Origin of the sequence: Gordonia amicalis (assembly GCF_022059885.1) — a bacterium.
Lineage (GTDB): Bacteria > Actinomycetota > Actinomycetes > Mycobacteriales > Mycobacteriaceae > Gordonia > Gordonia amicalis.
Genome location: NZ_CP091855.1, coordinates 4,965,404 through 4,985,259, shown reverse-complemented (window position 1 = coordinate 4,985,259; position 19,856 = coordinate 4,965,404). Strand labels below are relative to the sequence as shown.

The window sequence follows — 19,856 nt, the reverse complement described above, 5'->3', positions numbered from 1 at the left end:
CTGGCGGCAGTCGTCATGGTCTCGGCGCTGCTGGCCCTGATCATCGGCGCCAGCGCGTCGTTCCTCGGCGCGTTCAAGGGAACCCAACAGGTCACGCTCGTCGCACCGCGCGCCGGCCTGGTGATGAATCCCGACGCCAAGGTCAAACTGCGCGGGGTCGAGGTGGGGCGGGTCGGCGAGATCACCGAACGCGGCGGCGACGCGATCCTCACCCTGGACATCGCCGACAGCGAGATGTCGAAGATCCCGGGTAACGTGGTCGCCGACATCAAGTCCAACACCATCTTCGGCGCCAAGGCCGTCAACTTCGTCGTCCCCGGCGAGGCCGAGGGAGAACTCACCGCGGGCGCGGTCATCCCCGCCGACCGCGTGGTCGTCGAACTCAACACCGTCTTCCAGCAACTCGTCTCGGTGCTCGCCGACCTGCAGCCCGAGAAACTCAACGCCACCCTCGGTGCGGTCGACACCGCGTTGTCGGGTCAGGGTGAGGACATCGGTGTGGCCCTGGAGCAGCTGACCACGCTGCTGGGCAAGACCAATCCGCACCTGCCGGCGCTGAACCGGTTGTTCCGAGAGGGGGCGACCGTCACCAACGTCTACGCGGACTCGATGCCGGACCTGATGCGCACCGTCGACAACTTCACCGTCGTCGGAAACACATTGGTGGACAACACCTCCAACCTCGACGCGCTGCTGATCAACGCCACCGGGATGGCCAACACCATCGACGGTGTCATCGCGCCGACCAAGAAGACGCTCATCGGCGCGCTGTCGGATCTCAATCCCATTGCTGCGCTGCTCGGTTACAACTCGCCGGGCATCAAGTGCTTCCTCACCGCGGGGGCCATCGCCTCGGAGGTCGCCAAACCGTTCATGGGTGGCCGCAACGGCATGCTGATGCTCGACGCCGGACTGTTCCCCGGCAAGGACCCCTACGCCTACCCGTATGACCTGCCCAAGGTCGGGGTCGAGGCACCGCCCACCTGCGCCGGTGGTCTCTCCGACCCGGGCAGTACCGAACACGCCCCGTTCTTCGTGGGCGACAACGCTCCTCAGCCCTACGAGCCCAGGACCAAGCCGAAGGTGAACTCGAAGAAGCTGTTCCAGATCCTGTTCGAAGAGCCGCCCCGTGGATAACCGCGCACGCGCGTTCCGCGCGACCCTCATCAAACTCGGCGCGTTCACCGTCGTGATGATCCTGGTGTTCGTCGCGCTGGTCGTGGTTTTCAGCCGGTACCGCTCCGGGGCGTCGAACGAGTTCTCCGCGGTCTTCACCAGCGCATCGGCGATGAAGTCGGGCAGCAAGGTCAAGATCGCCGGCGTCGAGGTCGGTTCCGTGGGCGGTGTGGAACTGAACCGGGCAAACGAGGCCGTGGTCACCTTCTCCGTCGACGAGCAGTACCCGCTCCCGAAATCCGTTCGGGCACTGATCCGGTACGAGAACCTCACCGGCGACCGGTATCTCGAACTCCAGCAGGGGACCGGTGACACCTCGAGCTTCCTCGGCGACGGTGCGCAGATCCCGATCACCCAGACCGAACCGGCACTCGACCTCGACAAACTCGTCGGTGGTTTCAAACCGCTGTTCCGGACCCTCAACGCCGACGACGTCAATGCGCTCACCAGCTCGCTGATCGCGGTCTTCCAGGGCCAGGGCGGGGCGCTGAACACCCTGCTGGCCAACACCGCGTCGTTCACCGATGCACTCGCCGACCGCGACCAGTTGATCGACAGCGTCATCAACAACCTGAACACGACACTCGCGACCCTCGACGGCGACCGCGCGGGACTCGACACCAGCGTGGACCTGCTGCAGCAGTTGGTGACCGGCCTCGCCGAGCAGAAGGGCACGATCGGCAATGCCCTCACCCAGACGTCGCGGGTCACGAACGGTCTCGCCGATCTGCTCTCGACAACCCGTCCCACGCTGCAGTCGATGGTCGCCAACACTGGTCGGGTGTCGGAGGAGCTGCTGGCCGCCGAGCCATTCGTCCGCAATCTGCTGACGCGCCTGCCGGAGGATTACAAGACCTTGTCGAACCTGGGTTCCTACGGTGCCTGGCTGCAGATCTACTTCTGCCGCATCCGACTACTGCTCCCCGCGCCGGGCGGACAGACGATCATCTACACCTCGAACAACGTCATGGGCGACACCACCCGCGCGGGCGGAAGGTGTGACGGCTCATGAGTCTTCCCTTCGGCGGCATGTTCTCCAGCCGCAGAACCGAATCCGACGAGGCCGACATCGCGCGCGAGCAGAAGCGCGGCGGACGCACCCGGGCGCAGGTGGGTGTCATCGGCATCGTGGTGATCGCGCTCGTCGTCATCACCGCCATGCAGATGGACAAGCTGCCGTACCTGGCACCCATCAGCACCTACAGCGCCTACTTCGACGACGCCGGCGGACTCGCCAAGGGTGACATCGTGGTGGTGTCGGGCGTGCAGGTGGGCACGGTGGAGGGCATCGAACTCGCCGGCACCGACCAGGGCACCAAGGTCAAGGTCTCGTTCCGGATGAACGACGAGGTCGAGATGGGCGACGAGACGCAGGCCGCCATCCGCACCGAGTCCGTGCTGGGCCGGCGCAACCTCACGGTCATCCCGCACGGCGGCGAACGGATCAAGCCGGGGGGATCGATCACCCTCGGCAACACCATCGCGCCGTATTCGTTGCAGGACGCACTCGAAGGCGCTACCGACACGATCTCGGGGACGAAGACCGACCAGTTGAACACCGCGCTGAACACGCTGTCGGTGACTTTCTCCGAGACACCCGACCAGGTGCAGGGCGCGGTCGACGGCGTCGCCCGGCTGTCGAAGGCCGTGGCCGACCGCGACCAGGAACTCCGTGCCCTGCTGGCCAAGGCCAATCAGGTCGGCAAGATCGTCGGAGACCGCAACGACCAGATCAACCGGCTGCTCATCGACGCCAACGCCCTGGTCGGCGAGATCGAGATGCGGAGATACGCGCTCAACCAGCTGATCAAGGGCATCGGCGACGTGACCGCTCAGTTGCGTGGCTTCATCGCCGAGAACAACGCACAGCTGACGCCGGTGCTCGAGAAGTTCGACCGGGTGGCGACGATCCTGACCGACAACGAGAAGAACCTGAAGGAGACGATCGATCGGCTCGGGCCTTTCGCCAACACCCTGGGCGAGGCGGTGGCGTCCGGTCCGAACTTCGACTCCCTGGTGGGCCTCAACAGCTTCGGCGACTACACCGCGACCTTCCTGAACGCGCTGCGCGGACGCTACCCGCAGGTCTGGCAGTCGCTGATGTATACCGGCTTCCCGTTGATCCCGGACTACTACAAGCTCGGTCCCCCCGACGGCACGGACTCGCCACGCGGCCCGCTGCCATCCCCGACCTATCCCACGCCGGCGCCGACCACGAGAGGGCGGTGAACATGACCATCGGACGCAAGGTGCTGCTCGGTGTGCTCGCCGTGGTACTCGTGATCGCCCTGGTCGTCGTCGGCTGGACGGTCTTCCTCCGGTCCACGACGAACACCTTCACCGCCTACTTCGGATCGGTCGCGAGCCTCTACGAGGGTGATCCCGTGCGGGTCCTGGGTGTGAACGTCGGCCGGGTCTCGAAGATCACGCCCCGCGAGAACGACGTGAAAGTCGAACTGCGCGTGGACAAGAGCGTCGACATCCCGGAGGACGCGAAGGCGGTCATCGTTGCGCAGAGCCTGGTGTCGGGGCGTTTCGTCCAGCTGACCCCGGTCTACTCGGGCGGCCCGGTGATGTCCGACGGCTACGACATCCCGATGGATCGCACGGCGGTCCCGATGGAATGGGATGACATCAAGGCCCAGCTCACGAAGCTGACCGAGGCGATCGGTCCGGAGGGTCCCGACCAGGGCTCGGCGGCCAGGGCGGTCAACGTCTTCGACGAGAATCTCGAGGGCAACGGCGCCGCGATCAACAAGTCGATCCGCGAGGTCTCCGACGTCATTGGCACCCTCGCCGCCGGCCGGGGAGATCTGTTCTCGACGATCCAGAGTCTGCAGAAGCTGACCGACGCGCTGTCGGGCAGCCACGAGCAGCTCGTGCAGTTCAACGGCCGGCTCGCCTCGGTGAGTTCGGTTCTCGCCGACAACACCACCGAGCTCGACGAGGCGCTCAAGGGCCTGGACTCGGCGATGACCGACGTGCAGGGCTTCATCGACACCAACAAGGACGCACTGGCCTCGTCGGTGGAACGGCTGCAGGCGACCACCAAGATCGTCGCCGACAAGAACGAGCAGGTCGAGGGCGTGCTGCACTCCGCGCCCAACCAGCTCGCGAACTTCTACAACATCTACAACCCGCTCTCCGGCTCGCTGTCGGGCGTCTTCGGCCTGGGCAACGGCACCAACCTGATCACGCTGCTGTGTGGTTCGATGGATGCCACCAACCGTCCGGGAACGTCGATGCAGGACATCGACAAATGCGTCGAGATCCTCGCGCCGGTGCTGTCGTCGATCTCGATGAACTACCCGCCCTTCCTCACCAACCCGGTGCAAGGAACCAATGCGCTGCCGAGTCAGCTGCAGTACCAGAATGCGAACGTGAAGGCGCGGGCGCAGGCCGGCGTGCGGCGCATCGACAACGAGACGCGGCGGGACAACGCCGGTTCGCCGCTCGGAAACCTCCTGGTGCCGTTCGGGGGTGACCGATGACCTCGGCACGCCTACGCGGCGGACTGGCCGCAGGCGCGGTGGCGCTCACCGCGCTCCTCGCCGGATGTTCTTTCGACGGACCGAATTCGCTGCCCGTGCCGGGTGCGGAGGGGACCGGCGGCGGCTCCTACCAGATCACCGCCCTCATCCCGTCCGCCGCCGGACTGGTGAACAACGCCCCGGTCCTCATCGACGATGCGAACGTCGGCAGCGTCGGCGACATCGAGGTGAAGGACTGGAACGCACAGGTGACGATCCGTCTGAACGACGGCGTCATCGTCCCGCGCGGTTCGCATGTGATGGTCGGGATGACTAGTGTGTTGGGCTCGACGCACCTGGAGATAGTCCAGCCCGCCGAACCGAAGGGCGGACGCCTCGAAGCGGGCGACGAGATCCCGCTGACAAAGTGTCCCGAACAGTCCAACATCGTCACCGATCCCAAGGTGCCGACGGTGCCCGACATCAATGCCGCGCAACAGGTCGCGGCGTGCACCTACCCGAGCACCGAGCAGGTGCTGAGCTCGCTGTCGGTGGTCCTCAACGGCGGCGGGCTGTCGCAGGTGGGCGACATCGTGCACGAGATGAGCCAGGTGTTCGGCGGACGTGAGACGCAGATCAAGAAACTCATCCCGCGGCTGACCACCCTGGTTGCGGATCTGAATGCCCAGAAGGACAACATCATCCGCGCCACCGAGGGGCTTGATCGCCTGTCCCGCACGATGAACGAGCAGAAGGACACGATCGAACGAGCGCTGGACGCGAGCCCGCAGATCCTGCAGCTGCTCGTCGACCAGCGTCAGCAGTTCCTCGACACCCTCGCCTCGGTGTCGAAACTGTCGAAGACCGCCAACGACATCCTCGGCGCCAACTCCGAGGACATCGTCACGATCGTCAAGGGAATCGAACCCGCCCTCGATCAGCTGCAGGCCTCGGGACCGGCGATGACGCAGTCGCTGAACATCCTGCTGACCTTCCCGTTCTACGAGCCGACCATCCGCCAAATCGTCAAGGGCGACTTCGTGAACTCGGATCTGACCCTCGACCTCACGGTGGACCGGCTGAGCGAGACGATGTTCGCCGGCCTGGGCGTCACCGGCCCAGAAGGCGTGTTCGGCCGCCCGGCCGGTGCGGCCGCTCGCGGACTCAACCCCTTCACCGCGCCGTTGATCCCGGGTGGTGAGAAGCTTCCCGACACCGCGGAACCGGTTCCGGCCAATCTCATTCCACCGGTGCAGGTGCCGTCGCCCACGGCGCCGCCGACGGTGCCCTCGTATGCGGGAGGTGGGCGCTGATGAAGATCACTCGATTCGTCCGGATCCAGCTGATCATCTTCTCGATCGTCACCGTGATCGCGATGGTCGCGATGGCGCTGTTCTACATCCGGATCCCGTCGATGTTCGGCGTGGGCAGCTATCGGGTGCAGCTGAACATGGAGACCAGCGGCGGCCTGTACCAGAACGCCAACGTCAGCTATCGCGGCGTCTATGTCGGCAAGGTCGACTCGGTCAAGCTCACCGACGACGGCGTCGCGGCGACGCTCGTCATCGACAACGGCACCGACATCCCGGCGTCGGCGGTGGCATCGGTGCGCAGCGTCTCGGCGATCGGTGAGCAGTTCGTCGAGTTCACCCCGAACAAGAACCCGCCGGCCGACGCTCCGACCGGGTACCTCCACGACGGCACCGAGGTCACCGTCTCCGAGGTCCCCGTGGAGATCTCGACCATGCTCGACCAGGCCGACGCGATGCTGCAGGAGATCGGCGACACCAAACTCCGGTCGCTGGTCGACGAATCCTTCGTCGCCTTCAACGGCACCGGTGAAGCGCTGCAGCGGCTCCTCGACTCGATGACCCTGTTCATCGGCGAGGCCAACAACAACACCGACACCACCATCGCACTCGTCGAGCAGGGGGCTCCGCTGCTGGCGACGCAGTCCCGCACGGCCGACGACATCCGGGCGTGGACCCGTGACGTCACCGCGTTCACCGACCAGCTGCGGGCCGATCGTCCCGAGATCGGCGACATCCTCCGCAAGGGGCCGTCGACGACGTCGAAGGCACAGAAACTGTTCGAATCGCTCGGCGGTTCGTACCCGTTGCTGGTGTCGAATCTGGGCACGATCGCCCAGACCCAGGCGATCTACCTGCCGAACTGGAAGCAGATCCTGGTGCTCTATCCGCGTCTGATGAACTCACTGATCACCGCCCTGAACACCGGCACCAACAACTACGGGCCGAATGTGAACTTCTCGCTGGGCTTCCAGGACCGGCCGGTGTGCAACATCGGCTTCCTGCCCAAGGAGGAGTGGCGGTGGCCGTCGGCGCAGACCGCGCGCGAGCTGCCGCCGGGAATGCTCTGCCGGGTGCCGCAGAACTCCAACGTCGCCGTGCGCGGCGCCCGCAACTACCCGTGTGCGGAGTTCCCGGGCCGCCGCGCGACGACGCCGGCCGAGTGCCGCACGGGCTACAAACCGCTGCCGGGATCGGTCGATCCGTTCCAGAGCGGTCTTCCGTTCGGCTTGAAATGGCAGCCGGCGTCCTCCGGTACCGTGACACCGGGCACACCGAAGGACTTCACCCCGGAGCCCGCGGTGTACGCCACGACATACGATCCGGAGTCGGGCAACTTCATCGGACCCGACGGCAAGACGTACAACGCCGGCACGGGGAGTGAAGGGCAGGGACAGAGCAGTACATGGCAGACGATGATCAGCAGGACGGTCAGTCCGTGACGCCTGACGGCACCACGTCGACCCCGGTCACCACGAGCCCGGCCGGCACGGCACCGAGTCGCACCGCCCAGACCGACCGTCGGAAGCCGACGAGGCCGGTCCGGTCGGCGCCGATCCGACGTGGCCGCCCGGCCGGAAAGAAGCCCGCGGAGCAGACCCCGGTTACCGAGACCCCCGTTGCCGAGACCGCCGCCGCCGAGACCCCGGTCGAGTCGGCCGAGGAGACGACGACCCCCGCAGTGCCACTCGCCGAGCCGGACGCCGGGTCGGAGATCGCTCCCGATCCCTCCGAGGTCGAGAAGACGGTCAGCTACCGCGAGCGACGTCGGGCACGTCTGGCGTCGAAGTCCCCGGAGAAGGCCGGCAAGGGCAAGGTTCGCTACCGCGGGTCGGGCCGGCGATCGCCGCGGGCCGTGGTCGGCGTCGTCGTCGCGATCGTGGTCATCGTCGTCTGCGCGGTGGCCTCGGTGGTGTTCGCGCTGGGCATCGCCCGGCAGAACGAGCAGAACGATCTGCGGGCGGAGTACTCGGCGTTCGCCTCGCAGGTGCTGATCAACCTGACGAGCATGAATCCCGACACCGTCGACCAGACGCTGAGGTCGGTGCAGGACGACACCAGCGGCAAGGTCAAGCAGGAAGTGCAGAACAACATCCAGCAGGTCGCCTCGCTCGTGCGGGACGGCAAGCTCGAGACCAAGTCGATCATCCTCAGTTCGGCGGTCACCAAGGCCGAACCCGACGAGGGTTCGGTGATCATGGTGTTCGGCTGGCATCAGCAGTCGCTCGACGGCCAGACCCCCGCCCAGGACAAGGTGTTCCGCTGGCGTGTGGACATGACCCGGATCAACGGCGACCTGAAGATGACGGATTTCGAGTGGGTGGCGTGATGGCAGGCAAGACATCCGGGCTCAGCAAGGCGCGCCTGGGATTGATCGTGCTGGCCGTCCTCGTGGTGGCGACCGTCGCGGCCACCGCGTTCCTCGGCTACCGGTACACCCAGGGCCGTGCGGAGGAGGAAGCGCGCGAATCCTCGCTCGCCACCGCCCGCGACTACGCGAACACCATGTTCGGGTACAACGCCGGGAACGTCAGCGATCACATCGACCAGTCGATGAGCGTGCTCACCGGCCCGGCCAAACCCGAGTACACCAAGCTGATCACCGAGAACAACCTGGCCGCGGAGGTTCGCAAGCAGCAGGTCGTCTCGGAGGTCACCATCCAGGACGCCGGCGTGGTCACCAACACCGCCGACACCTCGCAGGTGCTGATCTTCATGAACCAGTCGGTCACCCGTGGCCAGAAGGAACTCGTCAGCATCAACCCGTCGCGGCTGACCTTCGACATGGAACGCCAGGGCGGGCGCTGGATGATCAACCACATCGAGGTCATCACCGACGACACCTTCCGCTCCAAGCTCGAGGTCGTCGAGTCCCTGCCGCCGGATGCCAAGCCGGTGCCCGGACAGTCGCCGGCGCCCTCCCCGGCCCCGGCAGCGCCGCCGGCCGCGCCGGTCCCGGGATCGGGCGCACCCGCAGTACCCGTGCCCTGATCCACCCCGTCTGACCCAGCTGATCGAGCCGCGTGCCCCGATCGAACCGGTGTCGAGCGAAGGGCGGAGCCGTGTCGAAAATCCCGTTGCGGGACGCCGAGAGCGGGCGTACTTTCGCGGTTACACAGGGAAGGAGGTGGTCTGATAGTGATTTCTCATCGGACATGTGAGGTGACCATCCGTTAGCAGCTGACCGTGTGGCATTCGTGTCGCCGGAGGTGGGTCACCACCTCATCAGCGCCGACGAATACCAGGTGGTCACCCGGCCCCCGCATCCCGACCCGGTCCGGTCGGCACGAGGCTCGTTCGAGCGATGCGGGGGCCGTTCCGTGTCTCGGGCCCTCATGTCCGCCCACCACTCGTTCCCGGCACGACGGCCATCGGTGATCCGCGTAGCGCACTACTCGTGAGACCGGGCTCCAGCGGGAGTGAACTGGAGCAGTCCACCGTTGTGCGTGCCACGAATACCTGCCAGAGGAAACACCGGCCAGAGGGAGAGAACGATGGTCACCACGAACGCTGTCCGTGAAGACCCGATCGAACCCGGTCTCGACGGCCCTGAAACCAATGAAGCGGCCGCCTGTCATTTGCCACTGCTATGGGACCGCCTGGATTGCCACGAGGATGGGACCACCTTGGCGCGTTATTGAGGATGCTCTGCGGGGTTGGGTCGGTCAAGTCCGGGTCGGTGTCGTTGGCGGTAGGAGGGGCCTTCGATGACGAGGGTGTGCGCGCGTGAGGTGAGTCGGTCGATGGCCGATTGGGCCAGTAGCGCGTCGGCGGTCATGGTGAGCCATTCGGCGGGTTCTCGGTTGGATGTGACGATGGTGGTCTTGGTCTGCTGGTGGCGTTCGACGATGAGTTCGTAGAAGTCGTTGGTTTCGGTCGCGTCGAGCGCTCTGAGTGCGAAGTCGTCGATGATCAGGATGTCGACGGCGGTGATGCGGCGGAGTTCGGCGTCGACGCTGTTGTCGAGGCGGGCGGCTTTGAGTCGGTGGAACAGTTTGTCCGCTCGCGCGAACAGCACTGTTTTGCGTCGGCCGATGGCCATGTGGCCCAACGCGTTTGCTAGGTGTGTTTTGCCGACTCCGACGGGGCCGAGCAGGATCGCGGAGTGGCCGGCGTCGATGAACCGCAGGGTGGTGAGGTCCTCGAGCAGGGGGCGGTCGTAGAGTAGATCGTCTGCCGCGCGCCAGTTGTCGATCCGCATGCTGGGGTCGAGACCTGCCTTGGCTGATCGTCGGGCGGCGGAGCTGGATTCACGCCGTGAGACTTCATCGGCGAGCAATTGTTGCAGGAACGTCAGGTGCGAGGTTTTGTGTTGGCGGGCCAGGGCTGCGCGTTGGGGCAGGGTGTCGGCGAGGGCTCCGAGTTTGAGGGTTTTGAGCAGGCCGAGCATGTCGGCGCCGACAGGTTCGGGCACACTGTTGGTGGTTCGGGTCATCGGTTCACTCCTGAATGGTGTTGTCGGGGTTAGGAACAAGTGTCAACTGTGTTCTGTTGGTTGCGTATTCGGAGGGGTCGCGGGCAAAGCGAGACGATTCCGACCCGGCGGCCACGGGCATGTCCGGGGTGGTGTTCTCGGTGGCCTGCTCAAGCATCGAGGCGATCTTGGGCACGGCGATGACATCGAACTCCAGGGCGGTGGCACAGGCAGCATCGACAGGTCCGGGCCCGTAGGTGCGCACCAGGCCGAGCAGGGTGTACACCGCCCGCACCCGAGACCACGGGCGCGGGTCGTCGACGATACGGGCCGCGTAGAGCCCGATATGGGGGCCGTGATGCTCGCAGGTGGCCTGCAGCTTGCTGATGTTGCGCAGCGCGTAGGCGGCCTTGTCTGCGGGGTAGTCGTTGGGGTCGGTGCTCTGCCCACCGGCGGGCTGGCGCGGGTGTTGCTTGACCAACTCGCCGCGGTGATAGAACTTCACCGCTTCGCTGTCCAGGCGAACGTCCAGTGTCGAGCCGATCCAGGTTTCGGGCAGTGAGTACAGTGCTTTGCCGACCGAGGCGTGAAAGTCTCTGTGCACCTTGACAGTTTTGAAGATCGGTACGTCGTAGTCGGCCGGTATCGGTAACAGGTGGGCGCGCTCGTCTGTGTCGAACAGCACCGCTGGCGCGGCGGCGGTGGTGCCGTGAATCCGCAGCCCCGCGGTGCTCTGGCACCACGCCACCGCGGCGGCCTGGGCATCGGGCAGGCTCGAGAATCGCTCACCGGCCCAAAAGTTGTTCTGCACGTAGTGGATGGTGCGTTCTACCCGCGGCTTGTCGGTTGGTGTGGCGACTCGGGCGGTGTCGGTGACGAACCCGGCATGCTGGCCGTAGTCCAACCAGCCCCGAGACAACCTCGGATTGAGGGTGTCTGCTTGGGTGACAATAGGTTTCATGTTGTCCGGAATGATCACAGCGAACACGCCGCCGAAGAACTCCCACGCCGCTGAACAGCCCTCGAGGATCGTTGACAGGGTTTGGGTGTGTGAGAGCCACACGAACGTGTGCCGCGAGTACACGGCGGTGAACACCAGCGCGAACACTTTGCGGCGCTTACCTGTTGCCGCATCATCGAGCATCCCGAGGTAGCCGAAGTCGATCTGGCACTCCACCCCGGGATCCCCATCGGCCACCCGCACCGTGGTCGTGGTGCGGCGATACCCACAGCACTCGGTCGCGAACCGCACCAGCGTCCGATACGGGACCACACACCCCTGACGGGCCAGCAGGATGTGAATCTTCGTCACCGTCAACGGTTCTGGATTCTCCGGCGTTCCTCCCCTCACCCACTGCGTGATCTGTTCGCTGAACGGCACCAACGCTTCCCACGCCTGGCCATGACCCTTCGGCCGCGCCGGACGCACCCCGGCCACCACCGCACCGAGCAACTCATCGGTCAGTGCCGACGCACCGACATCGCGCGTCAACCCCGCCGCCTGCGCCGCCGCGATGTAGCGTCGCACCGTCTTCCTATCGACACCCGCACGCGCGGCGATCGTGCGCAGACCCGGCGCCGGTAACCCCACCGCAAGGCCCAACCACAACCGCAGGACTTCTCTGATCTCTTCCACTGCAACCTCCCGGTAGCCCATGCCGTCGGCCCCTTCCGTGAACATCGTCACGGCCGAGTCAACGGACAAAATGAAGGACCACCAGCGCGACGCGCCGGTGGTCCCATAACTGGCAATCCAGGTGGTCCCATCCCTATGGCAAACAATCAGCCCAGGTGGTCCCTTCACGGTGGCAAATGACAGCCGCCCGCGACAGCCATTGGCAAGACGGCTACTGGGGCCCGGGTGACACGGATTTCGGAACCGCGACACCACCGCGTTTCGCCTTCGCCGATCCCCACGCCGCCGGGCTCTTCCACGCGGACGACGAGCATGTGACGATCCACAACCGGGGTGACGGCTCCGCGGCCGCGCTCATCTTCTTCGATGGCCGCGTCGAACTCCGCCGCCTCGGACCCGGTGAGACGATCACCCTGTCCGACGAGGACTCGTTCACCTATGTACAGGCACCCCGTCGAGCCGACGGTCGTCCGGTGATCTACGGAGGGGTGTGGGTCCACCGGGGTCGCGCGATGCCGGTGACCATCCCGATCCCGTCGGAGCGGGAATTCTTCGACCAGCGTTACCTCACACCATGGAGTGCCGACTGGGTCAGCGGACTCGCCGGCTGCCGGCTGCGGGACCCTGTAGAGGACCGGATAACGTACCAATTTCGTTCCGGCGGAACGACATTCACGGTCCGCAATGCGGGTGACACCTGGGTCGCGGTCGTTCATCGTTCCGGAGCGGAGTACACCGTCGTCGAATGCGGGCCGCATGAGCGGGTCGACTTCAAGATCGCCCCGTACTCCACCCACAGCGACGTGTTCTCCGTGGTGGGGCCGCGGCGCGGCGGTTCACCCGGACACGGACCCTACATCTCGGCGTCGGGGACGGTTCACCCCGGCTGGGCGGGCCGACCCGGCGCCGCGACGGCGTACGGGTCGGTCGTGATCATGCTCGGGTCGCTGGTCTACAGCGCCCTTCCGAAGCGGAATCTGTACCTGGCGTTCTCGGATCTACGACGTTGCGGCCGGACTCATCGGTGAGGGGCTCCCGGGAATCCGCTGATCCCGCGAGATGCTCAACCGACGTGGCGTCGGAGCTTGGCCGACAGACGGGGGATGAGGTCGCCGTCGGTGTCGACGCGCTCCTCGACGTAGGCCAGGTCACCGTCGGGGACCAGACCGTAGAGGCGCTTCGCCCCGCCGGCGCGGCGGCCGGACTGGGACTTGATGACGACGTCGGTCGCCAACTCCCACGAGGTCTGGTTGAGGGGAGTGCCGTAGAAGAGCTCGACCGAACCCTCGGCGTGGGCAAGGAGCAACTCGATGGTGTCGTCCTCGCCGATACGCCAGAAACCGGATTCGCGGAGGTCTGGTCGGACGAAGACGGCGTCGTCGTCGATGACCCACGAGCGCGACTCCCAGGTGAGGAAGTTCTGGCCGTCATGCGAGACGACGATCTGCTGCGCGAAGTGGTAGTCGGTGTCGGTGTCCGCGTCGTGGCCTTCGCCCTCGCCGCGCCAGACGCCGACCAGCGGCAGAAGTGCCAGCAGGCCGGGATGGAGATCGGCGCCCAGGCGAAGGTTCGCGGTGTCGGCGGGCAGCGGGAGGTCGTCCCAGGTGGGGACGTTGCGCTCGCGGCTGCCGGACTCGACGGCCCGTGCCTCGGCCTGGCTTATCGCCTCGTCACCGGAACGATGGGCGACACCTTCGCCCGCGGGCACAGCGACACCGTCGCCCGATGGCGGCGTGACACCGTCGCCCATGGGCACGGAGCCGGCAGGCTCGTCGGCGGCTCCACCGGTTCCCGGGTGGGACGTCACGACTCGTCGGTGACCAGGCGGTAGAGGGTGTAGACACCGAACCAGGTGATCAGCACGGCGGCCAGGATCAGCAGGATTTCGAAGAAGAGGACCACGAGGCAAATTCTAACCCGGGCTCCTGCGGAGGGTTCAGCGGGTCGCCACTCGAGGGACCCGAAAACGACGAAACCCGGTCACCGCAGTGCGGTGACCGGGCGGCGTCGTGAGGTCTCGGACACCCACGACGAGGAGTGCATCACTTGGAGACGGTGATGTCCTGTTCGTGGATGCCGGGGCCCTCGGGGCTGATCGACGCATCGCCGTTGCCGACGGACGACAGGGCGCGAAGCGTCCAGGTGCCGGGGGCGGCGAAGAAGCGGAAGTCGCCGGTCGGTGAGGCGACGACCTCGGCGGTGAACTCACCGGTCGAGTCGAGCAGACGAACGAAGGCGCCCGCGACCGGGTTGCCCGAGCCGTCGGTGACCTGCCCGGTGAGGACCGTCTCCTTCTCCACGTCGACGCCGGCAGGCAGCTTCTGTCCCTGCTTGGGTGCAGCACACATAGTTGTTACTTTCCTTCTCCGAGTTCGATCGGCGCGCCGACCAGCGAGCCGTATTCGACCCAGCTTCCGTCGTAGTTCTTGACGTTCTTCTTGCCGAGCAGCTCGGTCAGTACGAACCAGGTGTGGCTCGAGCGCTCGCCGATGCGGCAGTACGCGATGGTCTCGCGGCTGTCGTCGAATCCCTTGCCCGCGTAGAGAGCCGTGAGCTCTTCGTCGGACTTGAAGGTGCCGTCTTCGTTCGCGGTGGTCGACCACGGGATGTTGATGGCGCCGGGGACGTGGCCGCGCTGCTGTGCCTGCTCCTGCGGGAGGTGCGCCGGCGCGAGGATCTTGCCGGAGAACTCGTCAGGGCTGCGCACGTCGACCAGGTTCTTGGTGCCGATGGCGTCGATGACCTCGTCGCGGAACGCGCGGATGCTCAGGTCGGGCGAGGAGGCCTTGTACTCGGTGGCCGGGCGGGTGACCGCATCCGAGGACAGCGGACGGCCGTCGAGCTCCCACTTCTTGCGGCCGCCGTCGATCAGCTTGACGTCGTTGTGGCCGTACAGCTTGAAGTACCAGTAGGCGTAGGCCGCGAACCAGTTGTTGTTGCCGCCGTACAGGATCACGGTGTCGTCGTTGGCGACGCCACGCTCGGACAGCAGCTTCGAGAAGCGATCGGCGTCGACGAAGTCGCGGCGGATTCCGTCCTGCAGGTCCTGCTTCCAGTCGAGCTTGATCGCGCCGGGGATGTGGCCGCCGTCGTAGGCCGAGGTGTCCTCGTCGACCTCGATGAAGACGGTCTTGTCGGCGTTGAGGTTCTGTTCAGCCCATTCGGCGCTGACCAGGACGTCGGAACGTGCCATGTCTGGTTCCTTTCGGATGAATATCTGGTGGTGGATGGATCTGTGTGGCGAAACAGCGGCGAGGCGCGGACAGACGCCCGCGGGCTCTGATCTGTGATGAGCGAGGAGGCGTGTGGAGAGAGGACTCAGGCCTCGGTGAAGACGCACCCCGTCGTCATCGGCGGTGCGCATGATGCGACTGCGTGGCAGCGCATGTAGGGCACACCGTCAGCGGTGCGTGCGACAGCAACAATCGGCGACACGACAGAAGTCGATCGCCCGGCGGCGTGTGAGCAAGTACTCACGGCGCTGTTGCATGCCCACGAGGGTACAACAGTGCCGATCGGAGTCCGAACCCCCGGGTGGATTGCGCTCTGACCAGCGCAGAAAGGCCGCGTGCAGAGCGGTGTGTGCGCTGCGTACGGCGTTGTCAGAACCGGCCCGGCCGGAGGCCGGCGGGGCCGGAGTCGGCGACGAGTTGCACGTCGCCGCCGAAGCTCTCCGCACGTTGGGCCACGAGTCCCCAGGCCATCGGGAGCGGGGGGAGGACCATGCTGAAACGGTCGAGTACAGCTGCGCGCATCTGCTCGGGGACGTCGGCGTCCACGTGTCGTTCGGGTCCGGTGTAGAAGTCGGTGGCCCGGATCTCCAGTGCGCCGTCGGAGACCGACAGGTCGACCGCGACGCTGACCCGAACCTTCGGCCCGGTGAACGAGGACGCCGAAGGGGGATCATCGGCGGCGAGCCCGGCGTCCGGCGGCAGGGCGACCGTGCCGGTGAAAACGACACCCTCCGAACGGGAGACGACGCCGTCCTGGGGACCACCGCCCCCGGCCTTGCCGTCTGGGGCGGGCGTGCTCACCGTCAGATCGGTGATCCGCAGATAACGCGCGAGGGTGACCGCGTCGAGGCGGGTGTAGGCCGAGATCGACGATGTGTGCAGAACATCACTCCCGGTGAAATCCCCTCGTTCCGGGCCCTGGAAACGGCCGAGTGTGGCGCCGAGTTCGCCTCGGCAGATGCCGCGGGCGGGTTCGCAACCGGGTAGTTCGACACCGCGAGCGGCGATCGTCGCCCCGGAGTAGTCACCCTTCGACGCCTGGGTGAGGAACGGGAACCCGGCGAGTGTCACCTCGGGATCGAATGGGACGCGCGGTGATTCGGCGAGGGCACGGGCGAGTCGGTGCTCGCTGCGAATGGCCGCGCCGACGTCGACGAGCAGCACCGATCCGGCGGCGACGACCGCCACGGTGACCGCGATGACGAGGACTTTCCGGATGCCCGGCATGCTCGGACGACCATCCTCTCCGGCGTGTCCACCGATCGCCCCGACTCGACTTGTTAACAGCGAAGTGCGCGGATGGCGCTATTCTGTCACCTATCTCGCACACGTTGGTAAGCCAGAGTAAACAATCTGCGGTGGCGTGTGCGGAGGCGTTCACAGCGTGGTGGGCGGATTGGATGGTCTGGGACGGGGACGAACGAGATCGGAGTGCTAGGTGGATCTCTTGTTGTTGACGGCCGATCCCAATCCGGAGTCGGTCCTGCCGTCGCTGTCGCTGCTCGCTCACAACGTGCGTGTCGCCCCGACGGAGGTTTCCTCACTCATGGAGGCGGGCAACGCGGACGTGGCCCTGGTCGACGCACGCGCGGATCTGGCGGCGGCACGAGGACTGTGCCGGCTGCTGGGTAGCACCGGCTCCTCGGTGCCGGTGGCGGCCGTGCTGACCGAGGGCGGATTGGTCGCGGTCAATGCGGACTGGGGCATCGACGAATTCCTGCTCCCGGGCACGGGACCGGCGGAACTCGACGCGCGGTTGCGCCTGCTGGTGGTGCGCACCCGCGGAGTGGCCGCCGAGGAGACGTCGGGGAAGGTCACGCTCGGGGAGCTGGTCATCGACGAGGGGACGTATACCGCGCGACTGCGTGGACGTCCCCTCGATCTGACTTACAAGGAATTCGAACTCCTGAAGTACCTGGCGCAGAACGCAGGTCGTGTGTTCACGCGCGCTCAGCTGCTGCAGGAGGTGTGGGGGTACGACTTCTTCGGCGGTACGCGCACGGTCGACGTGCACGTGCGCCGTCTGCGCGCCAAGCTCGGCAGCGAACACGAATCGCTGATCGGCACGGTCCGCAACGTCGGATACAAGGCGGTGCGGCCCACGCGCGGTCGGGGGGCCCAGGCCGAGGTCGAGGAAGTGCCGGAAGACGTTGCCCCGGAAGTTGATCCGGGCGAGTTCGACGACACCCTCCACGGTCCGGATACCTTCGACGAGGAGTTCAGTGCCAGCGCCGGAAACTGACCGAATGCAGGTACGACGAGGTGCCGCCCCCGCGGAGGTCGTCGCCGAGGCACGTCGCATGGTGCGTGCGGCGACCTCTGCCGACGGCGTCGCTCCGCTCTCGGACGAGGCGGTCAAAGCGATTGACACCGACGCGGATTCGCCGGTCATCCACGTGTGGTCCACAGGTGCCTACGCCAACGTCGTGCCCGGTCGGGACGGCGAGCCGTCGATGATCGAGGCGGTCGTCGACCCCGAGCGGCGGCGCGAGGGACTGGGACGCTCGCTGCTCGACGCCGCTTTCGCCGCGGCGAAGCAGGAAGGGCTCCCGGCCCGGGTGTGGGCGCACGGCGATCTGCCCGGTGCAGTCGCGCTCGCATCGGCGATGGGACTGCAGAAGCGGCGCGAACTCCTGCAACTACGGCGCCCGGTCGGTGAGGGACACGAGCTCCCCGAACTCGTCGTCGATCCGGGTCTCACACTCCGGACCTATGCCGGGTCGGACGACGATGCAGAGATCCTGCGCGTCAACAACGCCGCCTTCGACTGGCATCCCGAACAGGGCGGCTGGGAGCTCGATCAGATCGCCGAGCGGGTCGCGGCCGACTGGTTCGATCCCGAAGGTCTGTTCCTCGCCTTCGACGCCGAGGATCCGGCACGGCTCCTGGGTTTCCACTGGACCAAACAGCACGATGCCGATCTCGGCGAGGTGTACATCGTCGGTGTCGATCCGCAGGCGCAGGGGCGCGGGCTCGGGAAGCTGCTGACGCTTGCCGGACTCCACCACCTCGCACGGCGCGGTGTCGCCGAGATCAACCTCTACGTGGAAGGCGACAACACGGCGGCCTTGCGCACGTATGAACGCCTGGGCTTCACCAGGTATGCCGTCGATGTCGCCTACGGGTGAAGCCCGCGGCTGAGCGCGGTCCGCATCGCCCCGACGATGTCGCCGATGTGTGGCTCCCGCCAAGTAAGGACACCTGCGTTGCGTAGATCACTTCCATCCGGTCCCGGAGGTCGCGGCACGCCATTCGCACCTGACCGCCTCGGGTGGTTCACCTTCCGTTCACCTTCTGTCGGGGATTCGGCCACCCGGCGCGCCTAGCTTTCCTTTTCGGACACTCCGGACGCCCGGGCCTCGGGACGGAGCACGATACGGAAAGGCAACACCTGCGGTGAGAATCAAGCGGAACGGCGCTCTGGCGGCGGTGTCGGCGATCGCGGCATTGACCCTGGTGACGGCGTGTGGTGGGGGAGACACTCAGACGGTGAGTGGCGAGGGTTCCACCGCCCAGCAGAAGGCCATGGAGCACTTCAGTCAGATCCTCTCGGACGACAGCGACATCGTCCTCGACTACACCGGCAGCGGCTCCGGTGACGGCATCAAGAAGTTCATCGCCGGCGACGTCGACTTCGCGGGTTCGGACTCGGCCCTGAAGGGCGACGAGATCACCAAGGCCAAGGATCGCTGCAACGGCAACGACGCCTGGCATCTGCCGATGGTCGTCGGACCGGTTGCGGTCGCCTACAACCTCGAGGGCGTCGACGACCTCAAGCTCAATCCCGCCGTCATCGCCAAGATCTTCAACGGCAAGATCACCAAGTGGAACGATCCGGCGATCGCCGCACTCAACCCGGGCGCGCAGCTGCCGGGCGGCGACATCGTCCCGGTCTACCGCTCCGACAGCTCGGGCACGACCGACAACTTCCAGCGGTTCCTGCAGAACTCGGCGCCCAACGACTGGCCGTATGAGCACAGCAAGGAATTCGCTCCCAAGAACGTCGGTTCGGGCGCGTCGAAGTCGACCGGTGTCGGTGACACGGTCAAGAAGACCCCCGGCTCGATCAGCTACGTGGAGTGGGGCTTCGCGACCGAGAACAAGCTCGGTGTCGCCGACATCGACTTCGGAGCGGGTCCGGTCGAGCTGAACGCGGAGAGTGCCGGCAAGGCCCTCGACGCGCTGGAGTTCAAGAACCCGGCCAGCAAGGACCTCGTCGTCGACACCGACGCGCTGTTCGCGTCGAAGACCCCGGGTGCCTACCCGCTGTTGCTGACGCCGTACAGCATCGTCTGTTCGGCCGGTTACTCCGACGAGGCCACCAGTGCCACCCTGAAGGATGCGTTCACGAAGATCCTCGGCGACGGCCAGACCGGTCTCGCGGAGATCGGCTACGTGCCGGTGCCGCAGAACTTCAAGGCCAAGCTGCAGGGCAGCATCGACGCGCTTGCCGGCAGCGGCAACGCCTGACGTGACACAACGGAACAGTGCATGCGGGGCCGCCAGGAATTGCGGCCCCGCATGTGCGGTTGACACACTGACACGACTCTTCGCGTGTCGCACGGACTGTGAGCAGTGGACCGGGAAGTGGCCCCAATGACCAGAGCGGAAGCACAA

At 66.1% G+C, this 19,856-nt stretch carries 19 protein-coding genes; 13 read left to right on the top strand and 6 right to left on the bottom strand.

The genetic code is table 11. The features are described from left to right. Positions 1-15 precede the first annotated feature (15 nt). The 9 genes from IHQ52_RS22785 (at position 16) to IHQ52_RS22745 (ending at position 9,597) form a co-directional block, all read left to right on the top strand. Positions 16-1,137: an MCE family protein gene (locus IHQ52_RS22785; RefSeq protein WP_040004809.1), complete on the top strand. Its 1,122-nt coding sequence runs from the start codon at positions 16-18 to the stop codon at positions 1,135-1,137. Continuing rightward, positions 1,130-2,188 (top strand): MCE family protein, encoded by a 1,059-nt coding sequence (locus tag IHQ52_RS22780; RefSeq protein ID WP_006436985.1) that lies wholly within the window; start codon positions 1,130-1,132, stop codon positions 2,186-2,188. The genes IHQ52_RS22785 and IHQ52_RS22780 overlap by 8 nt, the downstream gene beginning before the upstream one ends. After that, positions 2,185-3,405 (top strand): MCE family protein, encoded by a 1,221-nt coding sequence (locus IHQ52_RS22775; RefSeq protein ID WP_096274635.1) that lies wholly within the window; start codon positions 2,185-2,187, stop codon positions 3,403-3,405. The genes IHQ52_RS22780 and IHQ52_RS22775 overlap by 4 nt, the downstream gene beginning before the upstream one ends. A gap of 2 nt (positions 3,406-3,407) precedes the next feature. Beyond that, entirely contained in the window at positions 3,408-4,667 is a 1,260-nt protein-coding gene (locus IHQ52_RS22770; RefSeq protein WP_006436983.1) for an MCE family protein, read from the top strand. Next, positions 4,664-5,959: an MCE family protein gene (locus IHQ52_RS22765; RefSeq protein WP_159405214.1), complete on the top strand. Its 1,296-nt coding sequence runs from the start codon at positions 4,664-4,666 to the stop codon at positions 5,957-5,959. Before IHQ52_RS22770 ends, IHQ52_RS22765 begins: the two co-directional genes overlap by 4 nt. Beyond that, positions 5,959-7,398, top strand: coding sequence for an MCE family protein (locus IHQ52_RS22760; protein ID WP_006436981.1), 1,440 nt, complete (start codon positions 5,959-5,961; stop codon positions 7,396-7,398). The genes IHQ52_RS22765 and IHQ52_RS22760 overlap by 1 nt, the downstream gene beginning before the upstream one ends. After that, positions 7,395-8,285 (top strand): hypothetical protein, encoded by an 891-nt coding sequence (locus IHQ52_RS22755; protein ID WP_006436980.1) that lies wholly within the window; start codon positions 7,395-7,397, stop codon positions 8,283-8,285. The genes IHQ52_RS22760 and IHQ52_RS22755 overlap by 4 nt, the downstream gene beginning before the upstream one ends. Next, positions 8,285-8,947, top strand: a complete 663-nt coding sequence (locus tag IHQ52_RS22750; RefSeq protein WP_006436979.1) for a hypothetical protein — start codon at positions 8,285-8,287, stop codon at positions 8,945-8,947. Before IHQ52_RS22755 ends, IHQ52_RS22750 begins: the two co-directional genes overlap by 1 nt. A 503-nt stretch (positions 8,948-9,450) precedes the next feature. After that, positions 9,451-9,597, top strand: a complete 147-nt coding sequence (locus tag IHQ52_RS22745) for a hypothetical protein (RefSeq protein ID WP_238063990.1) — start codon at positions 9,451-9,453, stop codon at positions 9,595-9,597. Here the strand turns inward: IHQ52_RS22745 and IHQ52_RS22740 are convergent. After that, positions 9,591-10,391: an ATP-binding protein gene (locus IHQ52_RS22740; protein ID WP_006438890.1), complete on the bottom strand. Its 801-nt coding sequence runs from the start codon at positions 10,389-10,391 to the stop codon at positions 9,591-9,593. The two genes, IHQ52_RS22745 and IHQ52_RS22740, sit on opposite strands and share 7 nt — an antisense overlap. Positions 10,392-10,395: 4 nt before the next feature. Continuing rightward, positions 10,396-12,051, bottom strand: coding sequence for an IS21 family transposase (gene istA, locus IHQ52_RS22735; RefSeq protein ID WP_232513133.1), 1,656 nt, complete (start codon positions 12,049-12,051; stop codon positions 10,396-10,398). A gap of 131 nt (positions 12,052-12,182) precedes the next feature. Between istA and IHQ52_RS22730 the strand changes: the two genes are divergently transcribed. Then, positions 12,183-13,034, top strand: coding sequence for a hypothetical protein (locus IHQ52_RS22730; protein ID WP_238063989.1), 852 nt, complete (start codon positions 12,183-12,185; stop codon positions 13,032-13,034). A 35-nt stretch (positions 13,035-13,069) separates the two neighbouring features. Here the strand turns inward: IHQ52_RS22730 and IHQ52_RS22725 are convergent, their stop codons facing one another. From IHQ52_RS22725 to IHQ52_RS22710, 4 genes are all read right to left on the bottom strand, one after another. Further along, the gene (locus IHQ52_RS22725; RefSeq protein WP_035760795.1) at positions 13,070-13,756 is read right to left on the bottom strand and encodes a heme-binding beta-barrel domain-containing protein; all 687 of its coding nucleotides are present in this window, start codon (positions 13,754-13,756) and stop codon (positions 13,070-13,072) included. A gap of 292 nt (positions 13,757-14,048) precedes the next feature. After that, entirely contained in the window at positions 14,049-14,354 is a 306-nt protein-coding gene (locus IHQ52_RS22720; protein WP_006436976.1) for a DUF1416 domain-containing protein, read from the bottom strand. 5 nt (positions 14,355-14,359) lie between these two features. Beyond that, positions 14,360-15,199, bottom strand: coding sequence for a sulfurtransferase (locus IHQ52_RS22715; RefSeq protein ID WP_006436975.1), 840 nt, complete (start codon positions 15,197-15,199; stop codon positions 14,360-14,362). A gap of 409 nt (positions 15,200-15,608) precedes the next feature. Then, positions 15,609-16,466 carry an LmeA family phospholipid-binding protein gene (locus tag IHQ52_RS22710; protein ID WP_006436974.1) on the bottom strand — a complete coding sequence of 286 codons (858 nt, stop codon included), beginning with the start codon at positions 16,464-16,466 and terminating at the stop codon, positions 15,609-15,611. Between the two features lie 211 nt (positions 16,467-16,677). Here IHQ52_RS22710 and IHQ52_RS22705 point away from each other — a divergent pair, with 211 nt between their 5' ends. The 3 genes from IHQ52_RS22705 to pstS all read left to right on the top strand — a co-directional run bounded on the left by IHQ52_RS22705 (position 16,678) and on the right by pstS (position 19,709). Continuing rightward, on the top strand, positions 16,678-17,481 hold the full coding sequence (locus tag IHQ52_RS22705) for a winged helix-turn-helix domain-containing protein (RefSeq protein ID WP_006436973.1): 804 nt from the start codon (positions 16,678-16,680) through the stop codon (positions 17,479-17,481). A 4-nt stretch (positions 17,482-17,485) separates the two neighbouring features. After that, a complete protein-coding gene (gene mshD, locus IHQ52_RS22700; protein ID WP_006436972.1) occupies positions 17,486-18,367 on the top strand; it encodes a mycothiol synthase in 882 nt (293 codons plus the stop codon). A 268-nt stretch (positions 18,368-18,635) separates the two neighbouring features. Beyond that, positions 18,636-19,709: a phosphate ABC transporter substrate-binding protein PstS gene (pstS, locus tag IHQ52_RS22695; protein ID WP_006436971.1), complete on the top strand. Its 1,074-nt coding sequence runs from the start codon at positions 18,636-18,638 to the stop codon at positions 19,707-19,709. Positions 19,710-19,856 lie beyond the last annotated feature (147 nt).